Raw genomic sequence first — 13,652 nt, 5'->3', positions numbered from 1 at the left:
GCTGCCATTGTGGAGCGCAATGGCAGCGGCCGCCATGGCAATGCAGGGCGGCTAATCGCCCGTGGGCATCGGCTCGGCATCGGCAGGGCGCTGCGTCAGGCTGCGGGCCACCCGTTCGGCGGTCTGGCGAAGTCGCTCGATGAGCGCTGGTGGTCCCAGTACCTCGAACTCCAGGTCCATGGCCAGCAGCCAATAGATCACCGAGCCAAGCGGGTTGGCGCCGCAGCGCAGCAGGCAACGCCCCGCATCCACGACCTCCAGTACGCCAGTCGATGCGGGAATCTGCTGACGCAGGGCAGCCAAGGGCGCGTGCAGGATGATCCGCGCCTCGTCGGGGTACTGCCCGAGCGACAGTGCCTGGGCGACCCACCGGCGCAGATCGCCTTCGCCGGGCCCGGCGCGCGGCGCGAAATGCGCGCCCACCACGGGCGTGCTGGTGATGCGATCGATGCGGAAGGTGCGCCAGTCGTCGCGTGCAGGATCCCAGGCGACCAGATACCAACGCCGGTCCGTGTGCACCACGCCTTGGGGCTCCACCTGGCGTGAGCTTGGCTGGCCATCGCGGTCGATGTACTCGAAGGCCAGTTGCAGCTGGTCGCGGCAGGCGGCAGCCAGAGTGGTCAGCCGGCCGGCATCGACCAGCGGGCCGATCTGGTCCGTCGGCAGGATCGCCGAGCGCAGCGCGTCCAACCGGGGGCGCAGGCGCGGGGGCATGGCCTGCTCAAGTTTGACCAGCGCGGTGATCGCGGTCTGCTCGATGCCGCTGATCGTGCCGGTCACGGCCGTCCGCAATGCGATCGCTGCTGCGAGGGCTTCCTCATCGTCCAGCAGAAGCGGGGGCAGGGCGCGGCCCGGGCGGAAGGCGTAGCCGCCGGCGACACCGGTGCTGGCGTGGATGGGATAGCCCAGCTGGCGCAGCCGGTCGATGTCGCGGCGGAGCGTGCGTGGATGGATGCCCATGCGCTCGGCCAGCATGCCGCCGCCCCAATGCGGGCGCGATTGCAGCAGGGACAGCAGGCTCAGCAGGCGGGCGGAGGCGGTCAGCATCGAGAAAGCGTAGCAGCCATTGCGGGCGGGTTCTGTCCGCAAGGGTGGCTAGCCTTGAGGCCACGGTGCAGGACCACTTCGGTCGCACCCCTGACCACACTCAAGGAGTTCCAGATGTCCCTCGTCTTCTATTGGCACCCGATGTCCAGCGCCACCCCGATCGCCTGCGTCCTGGCCGAACTGGCCGTCCCTCATGAGCGGGTCAGGATCGACATCCGCGCCGGCGAGCAGCGCACGGCCGACTACCTGGCCATCAATCCCAACGGCAAGGTGCCGTGCCTGGTGGTGGATGGCACGCCGATGTTCGAAGGCCTGGCGATCCACCTGTGGCTGGGCGAGCACTTCGGCGTGGCCAAGGGTCTGTGGCCGCACGACGGCACACCGGCGCGGCTGGAGGCGATGTCGTGGTGCACGTGGGCATATGTCACCTATGGCGCGGTGATCGGGCGTGTGTGGCTGGCCACCACGGACGATGCGCTGCGCGATGCCGACCATGCCGCCGCCGCAATCCGCACCGCCACCGCGCTGCTGGACCTGCTGGAGGCGCGCCTGTCGCAGCAGCCTTGGATGCTCGGTGAGGCTTACTCGCTGGTGGATCTGGTGGTTGGCCAGGTGGTCGGCTATGGCACGTATCTGGGCGCTGCGGTGGAGGCGCACCCGGCGGTGGCCGCCTGGCTGCAACAGGTGCAGGCGCGGCCGGCGATGCAGGGCGCGGTCTGAGCGGGGTACTGTGTATCGGGAATGTGCATGACGCGCATTCCAAAATTTAACTGGTGAATGGACCGGGCCCGACCGTAAGGTGGCCCGGTTCTCCATTTTCCGGTGCACTGCCCATGTCCCTGCGTCTTGCCCTTCCCGTGCTGCTTGCACTGGCCCCTTCCGCGTTCGCGGCCGAGCAGGCCGACCTTATGATCCGGCATGCGACCGTGGTCGATGTGGAGCATGCCTCCACCGTGCCGGACCAGACCGTCGTGGTACGCGGCCAGGACATCGTGGCGATGGGCAGCGATCGTGCGATGCGCAAGGCGTGGAAGGCCCGCGAGGAGGTCAACGGCAAGGGGCGCTATCTGATTCCGGGCCTGTGGGACATGCACGTGCATTTCGGGGGCGGCCCGGATCTGATCGAAGAGAACAAGGCGCTGCTGCCGCTGTACATCGCCCATGGCATCACCACCATCCGTGACGCGTCCGGCGATCTGCCCGAGCAGGTGCTGCAGTGGCGCGGCGAGATCGCCAGCGGCCAGTTGGCCGGCCCGCAGCTGTTCACCTCGGGTGCCAAGATCGAAGGCATCAAGCCGGTCTGGAAAGGCACCATCGAAGTCGGTTCGCAGGCGGATCTGGATGCGGCGTTCGTGCGCCTCAAGCGCGACCGCGTCGATTTCGTCAAGATCACCGACAGCACGCTGACGCCTGAGTTGTTCCTGGCCGCGGTACGTGGCGCGCGCGCCAACGGGTTGCGTGCGTCCGGGCATATCCCGATGGCACTGACCGTCCAGCAGGCCGTCGATGCCGGCATCAGCTCCATCGAGCATCTGGACTATGCCTACAAGGCCGGCGTCAAGGACGAGGCCGCCATTGCGGCGGACTTCGCGGCCAAGCGCATCGATCGCGCGCAGGCCAACGCACGATTGGATGCGGGCTTCGACCGTGACACCGCCATGGCCGCCTATCGCGGTTTCGCAGCGAAGGGGGTGTTCGTGACGCCGACCCTCAATGGCGGGCGCATCCTGGACTTCCTGGACCAGGACGACCATCGCGACGATCCCTATCTGGCCTACATCGGCCCAAAGCTGCAGGCCACCTACGCCTGGCGCGTCGAGCGTGCGGCCAAGGCCACGCCGGCACAGATCCAGGCGCGGCATCAGGAGTACCGCCAGGTCGCCGCGGTGCTGCCGATGCTGCAGCAGGCCGGGGTCACGATCATGGCCGGCACCGATGCGGGCTTCCTCAACTCGTTCAACTACCCCGGCATCGGCCTGCATGACGAACTGTCACTGTTCGTCAAGGAAGGGCTGACCCCAGCGCAGGCACTCTCGGCGGCCACGCGCGCGGGCCCGGCCTGGTTCGGCACGCTGGATCGTTACGGTGCGGTCGCGCCGGGCAAGGCGGCCGATCTGGTGTTGCTGGAGCGCAATCCGCTGGAAGACATCGAGGCCACACGCAGCATCCAGTACGTGGTGCTGCGTGGCCAAGGCTATGACCGCAAGGCGCTGGATGCGCTGCTGGCCCAGACCAGGGCGAAGGTCGCGGCCTGGAAGGCGGAAGAAACGAAGGAGTAATGGAGGCGAGCGCGCTCACCGGCGTGGTGGGCGCGCTCCGGCCTGGACAATGCGCCGGGCTGCGGCAATGTCAGCGAGGTGCAGTTGACGGTGCGGCCGTCGGCAAAGCGCGCGGTCGCGCTGCCATCGGCGAACGTGGTCTGCTGCACCTGCCGTTGCATCGGATCGGCTCAGTGGGCTCCCGCGCCGGGCGTGATGGCAATGCGCTGCCCCAGCGCATGCGCCGTCTGCAGATGGGTGTGTGCATCGCCCGCATCTGTTTCCAGCAGCAGCGTGGAGGACAGTACCGGCGCGCCGCAGTAGTCGAAGATGCCGGTGTCGATCTGGGTCTTCATCGCCTCGGTATAGCCGCGCTTGTGCCACGTGCGCTCATCGGCGCCACCCAGGCCGACCAGGTGGACAGGCAGGTGCCCGAGTTTCTTGAGTACGCCCTGGCCGCTGCTGTCGTCGTAGGCCCAGCCACCGGTAAAGACCCGGTCGATCCAGCCCTTCATCAGCGCCGGCATGCTCCACCAGTAGACCGGAAACACAAGGACCAGCGCGTCAGCCCGGTCCAGGCGGGCCTGTTCGGCCAGAACATCGGCGGGAAAGGGCGCCTGACGATGATGGCCCTTCAGGTCGTCCTGGGTGAAGCGGGGGTCGAAGCCCTCTGCAGTCAGGTCGGCCAGTTCGATTGTCGCGCCGGCGGTTTCGGCGATGCCGTCGGCAATGCGGCGGGCGACGGCGTGGGTCAGTCCGTCGGGGTCGGGATGGGAGGTGACGATCAAGGTGTGCATGGGATTCCAGAAAGAGGCGGAGGCTGTATACTTTTGGTAAGTTACGACTCGTAAGTTACGATTGGTATATAGCAATGTCAAGTCCGCACGATCCTGCCTCTGCCACCCCTCGTCGCCGGATGAGCCGCGACGACCGCCTGCGCCAGTTGCTGGAGGTGGCCTGGCGTCTGATTCGCGAGGAGGGTACTGACGCACTGACGTTGGGGCGCCTTGCCGAGCAGGCCGGGGTGACCAAGCCGGTGGTGTATGACCATTTCGGCACCCGCGCCGGACTGTTGGCGGCGCTGTACCAGGATTTCGATGCGCGCCAGGGCGTGGTGATGGACGCGCGGTTTGCCGACAGCGGTTCGACGCTTGCGGAGAAGGCGCAGGTCATCGCCGATGCCTACGTGGCCTGTGTGATGAAGCAGGGGCGTGAGATTCCCGGCGTGATCGCCGCGCTGGCCGGCTCGCCCGAGCTGGCGCGCATCAAGCGCGAGTACGACGTGGTGTTTCTCGAGCAGTGCCGCGCGCTGCTCTCACCGTTTGCACCGGCCGGCGCGCTGCCCTTGGCAGGCCTATGGGGCATGCTCGGCGCGGCCGAAGGGCTCTCGTATGCGGCGACGACGGGCGACATCACCCCTGAGCAGGCCGTGCGCGAACTGGCGGCGACGATCGCCGCGATGGTTGCGCGCGGCTGAGCGTTCTACCGTCTGTTTGGCAGTGTCATGCGCGGCGCCGCCGAGGATCGGGCGCGTATGATGTCCCGCCTTGTTGGACTGGATGCCATGCGCGTTTTCCTGCCTGTTCTTGTACTTGCTGCCGCGATCGGTGCGACGTTGCCTGCGACCGCTGCGACCGCTGCGACCGCTGCGACGGTTTCGTTGAATGCGCGCCTGGAGGCGGCCTCGAGTGTGCAGGTCAACCAGGTGCCGGTGAGCGGCGCACCACTGATCGGGCGTGTGCAGCAGTTCCGCAACGGCGACAGCCTGATCAGCCTCGGCGACGGTGAGGGTCAGCCGGTCGTGCTGACCCTGTGCAAGGGCAAAGCACATCTGAATCTCGAGGCGAGCTGGCCGGGCGCGCCCGCGGCGAAGACCCAGGAAGAGAAGCAGATGCGCGCATACGGCATGTACATGGCGGTGATGGGCGGGATGGCGATGGTGCAGGGGATCACGGGTGATGCCCTGGCGCTGCCGGCCGAAGGACAGACATCGACAGCGCAACGCGAGACGTCCTGGGCCTATGGCAAGGAGCTGTACGCGGTAGCGGTGACTCATGCGGTCGGCGGCGAGATCCGGATCAAGATGACCAAGACGGAGAACACCACCCGGACGCCGTCCTCCGGTCCGGATGACATCGTCAATACTGACGGTGACAAGGCAGCACGCCTGGCCGAACTGGACCCGGTAGGGACATCGCGCGAACTGGTGATCGCTGCGGCGCCCATGGCGGAGGGCGTGCCGGACGCGATGTCGTTGCAGGGCTGGATGTCCGCCAGTGGCAAGGGCGGCGCGACGGTAGGTGCGGCGCGCAAGGCCTCGGGCGATTGCGCGCGCTGAACCGGGTGGCGCAACGTCAGTGATACCCATTCTCATTTGAGTTACACTGGCGCGATAGCACCGTCCCTCGCTCCGGGTAGTCATGATTGTTTCGTCGTCGCTGATCTCTTCCGTATCGCCGTGGTTGCGCACGCTGGGCGTAGCGACCGCCATCGGCATGGCGGCGTTGTCGCCCGCTTCGGCGCAGCAGCGCAATCCCGAGCAGAAGGTCGGTGAGACGGTGCTGGATCAGCCGGCGCAGAGCTATCGCTTTGAACACTTCGTGCTCGACAGCCCCGACAAGGCCCGCCGCTGGCGGGTGAATGTCGGTGTGCCGGCCAAGGCCTCGGCCACGCCGGCACCGGTGCTGTACATGCTCGATGGCAACGCCGCGGCGATGGTGCTCGACCAGGCGATGCTTGCCGATCTGGCTGCGCATGCCGCGCCGGTGCTGGTGTTCATCGGCTACGACAACGATCTGCGCATCGATTCCCCGGCGCGCACGCGCGACTACACGGCGTGGATCGATACCGCCGACGACGAGAACGGCACGTCGCAGTCCAGCGGTGGCGGTGCGTATGCGTTCCTGGATCTGATCGAGCGCCGGATCAAGCCGGAAGTGCAGCGCCGTGCCCGCATCGATCTGCAGCAGCAGTCGCTGTGGGGCCATTCGCTGGGCGGCCTGTTCGTGGTCAGCACGCTGTATACCCGGCCGGCCGCGTTCCAGCATTACGTGTCGGCCAGCCCGTCACTGTGGTGGAGCCAGGGCGCCCCGCTGGGCGACATGGAGCGCCAGTTCATCGCCAACGCCCAGGGCCAGCCGGCCCAGGTCACGGTGATGCTGGGTGGCGACGAGCGCACCGGCAACCGGGGCGTGCGTGACATGACCAATCCGCGCGTGGTCGCGCATCTGCGCCGCATTGGTGGCGCCACGCCCGATGCAGCGCAGCAGCTGGCCGCCCGCCTGGCCAAGGTGCCGGGCCTGACCGTGCAGTACCGCGAGTTCCCCGGCCTTGGCCATGGGCCGATGCTGCCGGCATCGCTCAAGGCGACGCTGAGCCAGTTGTATGGCATCACCGATCGCAGCGGCACACCCGCGCCGGCCCCCTGATTTTTTCGTTACCCCAGGCAGTTCCGTGGCCCTGTGCCACCGCCGCAACGGACCGCGGCCACGCCAAGGCAAGCACTGTGACAACGCGCCAACCGGCGCGCCCCCAACAGAAGGAGTCTGCTGATGTACACCCTGAAAACCCTCCCGCGCGTCGCCACCCTGGCCCTCGCGCTGTCGCTGGCCAGCCCGACCGTGTTCGCCCAGCCGGTGTTCGATGCGCCGGCCAACGGCTTCCGTGGTGAAGTCGTCAGCCGCGGCCAGAACGTGGTGCCGGGCAGCGACGCCGAAGTGATCGGCCGCCAGTTCGTGCCGGGCCAGCAGGTCACCCTGCTGCGCGGTGAGACGGTACTCAATGCCACGCCGTACGTGGTCGATGCCGAGGGCAACTTCAAGGGCAGCGTCGCGATTCCGGCCGATGCCGTGCCCGGTCAGCAGCCGGTGATCGTACGCGCCAGCCAGCCGTCCGCGGCCACGGTGCTGTCGCTGCGCGTCTCGCCGAACCTGCCGCTGAGCGGCCAGCAGAACTTCAGCCAGACCTCGGCCAAGCTGGTCCAGGGCCTGTACCAGTCCGCGTACAGCGCGGCCAGCAACGCGGTGTTCGTCACCGCTGCCGTCGGTCGCCCGCCGGTCACCCAGTCGCAGCTGCTCAAGCTGGACCCGAAGACCCTCAAGGTCACGACCAGGATCACCCCGGCTGAAGTGCCCGGCGGCAAGGGCGGTGCAGTGTTCGCGGTGTACGGCGTGGGCGTGGATGATGCCAACGGCAACGTGTGGGTCACCAATACCCGCCAGGACACCGTGGCCGTGTATCGCCAGAAGGACCTGTCGCTGGTGCGCCAGTTCGATGTGGGTGCGGTGCCGCATGCCCGCGACATCGTGGTCGACGGGCGTCATGGCAAGGTGTTCGCCTCGGCCGCCGGCGAAGATCATCTCTCGGTATTCGATGCCCGCACCCTGCAGCCGCTGGAGTCGATCACCCTGGCCTCGGGCGTGGACGACAAGAAGTTCGTCCCGATGAGCCTGGTGCTGGATGAAGCGGCCGGCAAGCTGTTCACCGTCAGCATCGGCACGCCGGAAGCGGCGGTGATCGACACCACCACCGGCAAGGTGGAGAAGGTGATCGATCTGGGCAACGCGATCAGCGCCTCCGGCGTGGCCTATGACGCCTCGGCCGGTCGCCTGTACGTGGCCTCGCAGGGCACCGACAACCTGCTGATCGTCGATGTCGCCAGCGGCAAGGTGCTGCACGACGTGCCGGTCGGCGCGGGTGCGCTGAACGTGGCCTTCGAGCCGGTGTCCAAGCTGGCCTATGTGACCAACCGCGGTGCCGGTACGGTGACGGTGGTCGATGGCAACGGCAAGGTGGTGGGCAACCTGGATGGCGGCACCTTCCCGAACCATGTGCGTGAAGATGGCAAGGGCAACGTGTTTGCCGTCAACAAGTCGCGTGATGCCCAGGATCCCAAGGGCGACCGCATCACCCGCATCAGCACCCGCGCGAACTGAGTTTCGCGCAGTGCGTTGCACTGGCGGCGGGGCGATCAGCCCCGCCGTTCTGATGAAAGAGGAACTGCCATGAAGTCGATTGTTGTCCGCCGCAGCCTGCTGGCGTTGTCCCTGGTCGCCGTGATTGCCGGGTGCTCGAAAGAGCCTGCCGCGCCGGCTGCCGATACCGCCGCCGCATCGGCCGCGCAGCCCGCCGAAGCGCTGCCGGCGAGCTGGCAGCGTGTGGTGGGTGTGGACGTACCAGACATTGAAGGCGCCACGCAGCAGTTGCCGGCACAGGTCACCTCCGATGACGGTGTGGCCACCACGGTGACCGATACCTCCAGGATCATTGCCGGTGGCGATGACATCATCGCCGTGCTCGAAGCGCTCGGCCTGGACGAGCAGGTGTACGCCGCGCCGCTGCGCTCGGCCACCGAATCCGGCCGCAAGGCCCCCAAACAATTTCTGTTCAACCGCACCACCGGTGTGGAGGGCGTGTTGAGCCTGCAGGGCACCCTGTTCCTGGGCAACAGCCTGCGGCGCCATTCCGATCTGGCCGCCAAGCTGCGCGGTGCAGGCGAAGCGGCGGTGATCGTCGACGATCTGCAGCCGGCCGCGGACAAGGTGCGCAAGGTCGCCGCCGCCGTCGGCATGGCCGAGCAGGGTGAAGCACTGGCTACGAAAGTGCAGTCGCAGCTGGATGCGGCCAAGGCCAGTGGTGCCGCGTTGGCATGGCACCCGCGCGTGATCCACGTGTCCGCGACCGGTGCCGGCGGCGCGCCGACGGTGGCGGGCTCGGACAGCGCCTCGGGCAAGCTGATCACGCTCGCCGGTGGCATCAACATCGGCGACGAAGCCGGTGTGGCCAATTATTCCGCGCTGAGCAACGAAGGCGTGGTGGCTGCGGCGCCCGATGTGATTCTGGTGACCGAGAACGATCTGGCCCTGTTCGGTGGCCAGGCCGGGCTGTGGCGCGCCTATCCAACGCTCCGGCAGACGCCGGCCGGTGCGGCCAACCGCGTGTGGGTGATGCCGGATGTGGAGTTGAAGTCCGCCAGCGTCGCCTCAGGCAGTGGCGCGGTGGCGCTGGCCGCGGCATTTGCAACCGTGCCACGCCCGTGAGTGCTTGAGGCATGGCGGTGTTGAGTCCTGCGCGCCGGCGCGGCGCGACCGTGTTGATCTGGGCTGCGGTGGGGTTGCTGATCGCAGTCATCGCCTCGTTCGCGGTGGGCCCGTTGCGGCTGCCGCCGATGGAGGTGCTGCAGGCGATCGGCGTGAAGCTGGGGCTGGCCGATCCGGCCAGCGTCAGTACCCGCGATCTGGCAGTGGTCTGGCAGCTGCGCATTCCGCGTGCCTTGCTGGGCGCGATGGTGGGCGCCGCACTGGCGATGGCCGGCGCGAGCCTGCAGGGGTTGTTCGGTAATCCCTTGGCCGACCCCGGCATTGTCGGCGTGACCCAGGGCGCTGCCTTGGGTGCGGTCTCGGCGATCGTGCTCGGTGCCGGCGCCTTCGGTGCGTGGACGCTGCCGCTGGCGGCCTTCGCCGGTGCCGGTGGCGCGATCACATTGACGTATCTGTTGGCGCGGCCGGGGCAGGGCACCGGCACGGCGACATTGCTGCTGGTCGGCATTGCGATCGCGGCGTTCTGCTCGGCGATGATCGGATTCCTGACCTACATCGCCAGCGAGAGCGAGCTGCAATCGCTGGTGTTCTGGCAGATGGGTTCGTTGGCCCAGGCCGACTGGATGGACGTGGTCGCGGTGGCGCCCGTGTTCGTGCTGGGCACGATCGCGCTGCTGCGTCTGGCCACGCCCTTGGACATGCTCGCGCTCGGTGAGCGCCAGGCCCAGCACCTCGGGCTGGATGTGAAGCGCACGCGGCTCAAGTTGATTGCCTTCAGCGCGCTGCTGGTCGGTGCCGCCGTCGCCTTCGCCGGCTCGATCGGTTTCGTCGGCCTGGTCGTGCCGCACGTCGTGCGCCTGCTGGTCGGCCCTGGCCATCGCTGGCTGCTGCCGGTCTCGGGCGTTGCCGGTGCGCTGTTGATCGTGGTCGCCGATACCGCCGCACGCACGCTGGATCCGCCGTCGGAGATTCCGCTGGGCCTGTTCTCGGCCGCACTGGGTGCGCCGTTCTTCCTGTGGCTGGTGATGCGTCAGCGCCACCGGAGCGGCGCATGAGCGCACTGCTGCAGTTGCAGTCGGTGCAGTTGAGCCGCGGCGCACGACGCATTCTGGATGACATCACGCTGGATTTCGTGCCGGGCACGGTCACCGCGCTGGTCGGGCCGAACGGCGCGGGCAAGTCGACGTTGCTGGCGGTGGCCGCGGGCGATCTGGAGGCGGATCAGGGCAGGGTGCTGCTGCGTGGGCAGGCGCTGCCGGACTGGAAAGCCAAGCCGCTGGCACGCGAGCGCGCGGTCATGCCGCAGGAGCACGCGGTGCGGTTCGCGTTCCGTGTGCATGAAGTGGTGGCGATGGGGCGGCTGCCGCATCCGCCGGATCCGGTCAAAGACGCCGCCTGCATCGCCGATGCGCTGGCGCGGGCGGACCTGCATGCGTTGATCGAGCGGGAAGTGGAGCATCTGTCCGGTGGCGAGGCCGCGCGCACGACCTTTGCCCGCGTCCTGACCCAGGACACCCCGCTGCTGCTGCTGGATGAGCCGACGGCGGCGTTGGATCTGCGCCATCAGGAGCGCACCCTGCGCGCGGTGCGCGAACTGGCCGATGCCGGCGCCTGTGTGATCGTGGTGCTGCATGATCTGAATCTGGCCGCTGCGTATGCGGACCGGATCGTGTTGCTGGAGCAGGGCCGCGTAGCGGCCGATGGCACGCCGACCGAGGTCCTGACGCGGGAACACATCGAGCGTGTCTACCAGCAGCCGGTGCTGGTGCTGCGGCATCCGCAGCGCGATGTCCCGTTGGTGGTGGTGACCGACGCGTAGCGCCGGGCGTTACCCCGGCGCCGCCACCCTTTACCAGCCGAAGCGCGCCGTCGCCATCACGGTGCGGCCGCTGCCGTAGTAGCACGACGACACGCCGGTGCAGGTGGATACGAAACGCTTGTCGGCCAGGTTGCTGGCGTTCAAGGCCAGCTGCACGCGGGTGCTGCCGAACTGCCCGAGGTCGTATCGGATCGCAGCATCGAACAAGGTGTACGACGGGATCAGATACAGGTTGGCGCTGTCGCCGTAGCTCTTGCCGTTGTAGCGCGCCCCGGCGGCCAGGCTCAGGCCCTGCAGGGCGCCGCCCTGGACGGTGTAATCCGCCCAGAACGAGGCGCTGTAGTCGGGCACCATGATCAGTTCCTTGCCCTTGTACTGATCGCTGCGGGTCATCTCCGAGTCCATCCAGGTGGCTGCGCCGATCAGGCTGAAACCCTGCGTGGGAGTGACGCGGCCTTCCAGCTCAACACCGCGGATGCGGCCTTCGCCGTCCTGGATCGAGCACCGCGCGTTGCCGGTGTTGCCGCAGCTCATGTGGCTCAGATCGGGATCCTGGGTGACCAGGTTTTCCTGGCGCAGGTCGTAGGCAGCGAGCGTGATCAGGCCGTCGATGCTGGCCGGCTGGTATTTGACGCCGGCCTCCCACTGCTTGCCATACACCGGATCGAACGCGTGCCGATCAAAACTCTGCAGCGCGCTCGCGGTGGAGGGCTGGAAGGATTCTGCGTAGCTGACATCGGGCGTGAAGCCGCTGTCGAACACGTACAGCAGGCCGGCATTGCCTGAGAACGCCTCGCTCTTGATCACGCTGCGCGGCTGCAGCACCGTCGCACCCGTCACCAGGTTGCGGGTGGTGCTGGAGGAATCATCCTTGGTCCAGTCATGCCGGCCGCCGAGGGTCAGGCGCCATCGGCCAAGCGCCAGCTGGTCCTGCAGGTACAGCCCGCTCTGGCGGTTGATGCCTTCGGTGGGGCTCAGAGAGGTGACACGCGGCGTATACCCGCTGTAGACCGGGTTGAAGATGTCGATCGGTGCCGGGTTGCTCATCGCGCCGCGCACGCCTTCCCAATCGGCCTTCTGCCAATCCCAGCCCAGCAGCAGGGTGTGGTCGACCGCGCCGGTGGCGAAGCGTGCCTGCAGCCGCGTGTCCAGGGTATCGCCATCGGAATCGCCGGTGCCGTAGGTGGCGCGGCGCTTCTGGGTGCGGCCATCGGCGTTGAGCGCACCATCGGTGACCACGCCGCGGTACAGCGAATCCACATGCGTGCGTCGCGCGCTCTGGCTCAGGGTGAGGTGATCATTGAACTGGTGCTCGAACAGCCATCCTGCGGTCCACATCGTGCGGTCGAACGTGTTCCAGCTCGGCTCGCCGATGAAGGTGGTGTTCTTCATGTGGCCATACGGCGTGGCGTTGAGCGTGCCGGCCATCGGCAGGAACTGGTAGGTCGAACCGCCGTCATCCTTCTGGTACAGGCCGAGCAGGGTGATGCGGGTGCGCTCGGCCATCTGCCAGGTGTAGCTGGGCGCCAGGAACCAGTGCTTCTGTGCGGTGGGCTTGATCTGGGTGTCGCCGTCGCGATACAGGCCGACCAGGCGGAACAGGTGGTCGTTGTCGGCCGTGCCGGCGCCGACGTCGAACGCCGCGTTGTACTGGCCATTGGCATCCACACCCACGCGCAGCTGCTGCTCCTGATCCGGCGTCGGCGTCTTGCTCACCTGGTTGACCATGCCGCCCGGGGCGACCTGGCCGTACATCACCGCCGACGGGCCCTTGAGCACTTCCACCCGCTCCAGGTTCCAGCTGTCGAACATGCTGCGGTTCCACTGCGTGCCCTGCGGCGCGCGCATGCCGTCCAGGGTGACGTTGTTCGCCCAGCTGCCGGCATCGAAGCCACGGATGCGGAAGTCATCCACGCGGTTGTCGATGCCCGAGCTCTCCAAGCTGACACCGGCGACATAGCGCATCGCATCGTTGAGTGACTGCACACCGCGCGCATCCAGTTCCGCCCGCTCGATCACCGATACCGATTGCGTGGTCTCGGCCAGCGTGGTGTTGGTTTTGGTCGCGCCGCTGATGCTGTTGGCAGCGCGGTAGGCATTGACGCGCACCGCGTCCAGATCGGTGGCGGTCTGGGCGTATGCGGCGGGGACCAATGCGGTGGCCAGGCAGGCGAGGGCCAGCAGGTTGGGGCGCAACCGGCGCGGAGGCAGTGGCAGGGAGCAGGGCATGGGCAACAACTCGAGAACGCGGAGGAAGGGGGCGCTGGCGTGCCGTCTCGTGGTCGTACGGCGTCAGCCTTGCGGGGGTCGCCGTAGGCGACGCATGGGCCACCATTTTAAGGATTTCCGGTGTATACGCAATTGCGAACCATTCGCATATCTGCGACCGGCTCGATTTGATTGTGCCAATTTAAGGTTGCATGTTCGCCACTGATGCCCAGTGTTGCGCTGGTGGTGCGAATAAAGACTTGTAGCCGGCCATCAGAGGTC

At 67.4% G+C, this 13,652-nt stretch carries 12 protein-coding genes; 9 read left to right on the top strand and 3 right to left on the bottom strand.

Annotation, left to right across the window (positions count from 1 at the left end):
• Positions 1 to 51: 51 nt before the first annotated feature.
• Complete coding sequence (locus ABE483_RS02320; protein ID WP_346481034.1) at positions 52 to 1,047, bottom strand: WYL domain-containing protein; 996 nt, start codon at positions 1,045 to 1,047, stop codon at positions 52 to 54.
• Between the two features lie 114 nt (positions 1,048 to 1,161).
• On the opposite strand from ABE483_RS02320, the gene ABE483_RS02315 reads away from it, so the two are divergent.
• Together ABE483_RS02315 and ABE483_RS02310 are read left to right on the top strand one after the other, a co-directional pair.
• On the top strand, positions 1,162 to 1,767 hold the full coding sequence (locus ABE483_RS02315; protein WP_346481033.1) for a glutathione S-transferase family protein: 606 nt from the start codon (positions 1,162 to 1,164) through the stop codon (positions 1,765 to 1,767).
• A gap of 113 nt (positions 1,768 to 1,880) precedes the next feature.
• Positions 1,881 to 3,326, top strand: a complete 1,446-nt coding sequence (locus ABE483_RS02310; protein ID WP_346481032.1) for an amidohydrolase family protein — start codon at positions 1,881 to 1,883, stop codon at positions 3,324 to 3,326.
• A 170-nt stretch (positions 3,327 to 3,496) separates the two neighbouring features.
• On the opposite strand, the gene ABE483_RS02305 is transcribed toward ABE483_RS02310, so the two are convergent.
• The gene (locus ABE483_RS02305) at positions 3,497 to 4,102 is read right to left on the bottom strand and encodes an NAD(P)H-dependent oxidoreductase (protein ID WP_346481031.1); all 606 of its coding nucleotides are present in this window, start codon (positions 4,100 to 4,102) and stop codon (positions 3,497 to 3,499) included.
• A gap of 119 nt (positions 4,103 to 4,221) precedes the next feature.
• Between ABE483_RS02305 and ABE483_RS02300 the strand changes: the two genes are divergently transcribed.
• From ABE483_RS02300 to ABE483_RS02270, 7 genes are all read left to right on the top strand, one after another.
• Entirely contained in the window at positions 4,222 to 4,782 is a 561-nt protein-coding gene (locus ABE483_RS02300; RefSeq protein WP_313211030.1) for a TetR/AcrR family transcriptional regulator, read from the top strand.
• A 27-nt stretch (positions 4,783 to 4,809) separates the two neighbouring features.
• Positions 4,810 to 5,643, top strand: coding sequence for a hypothetical protein (locus tag ABE483_RS02295; RefSeq protein WP_346481030.1), 834 nt, complete (start codon positions 4,810 to 4,812; stop codon positions 5,641 to 5,643).
• Positions 5,644 to 5,725: 82 nt separating this feature from the next.
• Entirely contained in the window at positions 5,726 to 6,733 is a 1,008-nt protein-coding gene (locus ABE483_RS02290) for an alpha/beta hydrolase-fold protein (RefSeq protein ID WP_346462293.1), read from the top strand.
• A 123-nt stretch (positions 6,734 to 6,856) separates the two neighbouring features.
• Positions 6,857 to 8,239 carry an ATP-binding protein gene (locus ABE483_RS02285; protein WP_346481029.1) on the top strand — a complete coding sequence of 461 codons (1,383 nt, stop codon included), beginning with the start codon at positions 6,857 to 6,859 and terminating at the stop codon, positions 8,237 to 8,239.
• Between the two features lie 69 nt (positions 8,240 to 8,308).
• Complete coding sequence (locus ABE483_RS02280; RefSeq protein ID WP_346481028.1) at positions 8,309 to 9,343, top strand: ABC transporter substrate-binding protein; 1,035 nt, start codon at positions 8,309 to 8,311, stop codon at positions 9,341 to 9,343.
• Positions 9,344 to 9,363: 20 nt separating this feature from the next.
• Positions 9,364 to 10,398: an iron ABC transporter permease gene (locus ABE483_RS02275; protein WP_313219192.1), complete on the top strand. Its 1,035-nt coding sequence runs from the start codon at positions 9,364 to 9,366 to the stop codon at positions 10,396 to 10,398.
• Positions 10,395 to 11,162 (top strand): heme ABC transporter ATP-binding protein, encoded by a 768-nt coding sequence (locus tag ABE483_RS02270; protein ID WP_313211025.1) that lies wholly within the window; start codon positions 10,395 to 10,397, stop codon positions 11,160 to 11,162. Before ABE483_RS02275 ends, ABE483_RS02270 begins: the two co-directional genes overlap by 4 nt.
• Before the next feature lie 30 nt (positions 11,163 to 11,192).
• On the opposite strand, the gene ABE483_RS02265 is transcribed toward ABE483_RS02270, so the two are convergent.
• A complete protein-coding gene (locus ABE483_RS02265; RefSeq protein WP_346481027.1) occupies positions 11,193 to 13,391 on the bottom strand; it encodes a TonB-dependent siderophore receptor in 2,199 nt (732 codons plus the stop codon).
• Positions 13,392 to 13,652: the final 261 nt, after the last annotated feature.

Origin of the sequence: Stenotrophomonas sp. TWI602 (genome assembly GCF_039674045.1) — a bacterium.
Classification (GTDB): Bacteria; Pseudomonadota; Gammaproteobacteria; order Xanthomonadales; family Xanthomonadaceae; genus Stenotrophomonas.
This window is presented reverse-complemented; position numbering and strand designations above follow the sequence as displayed.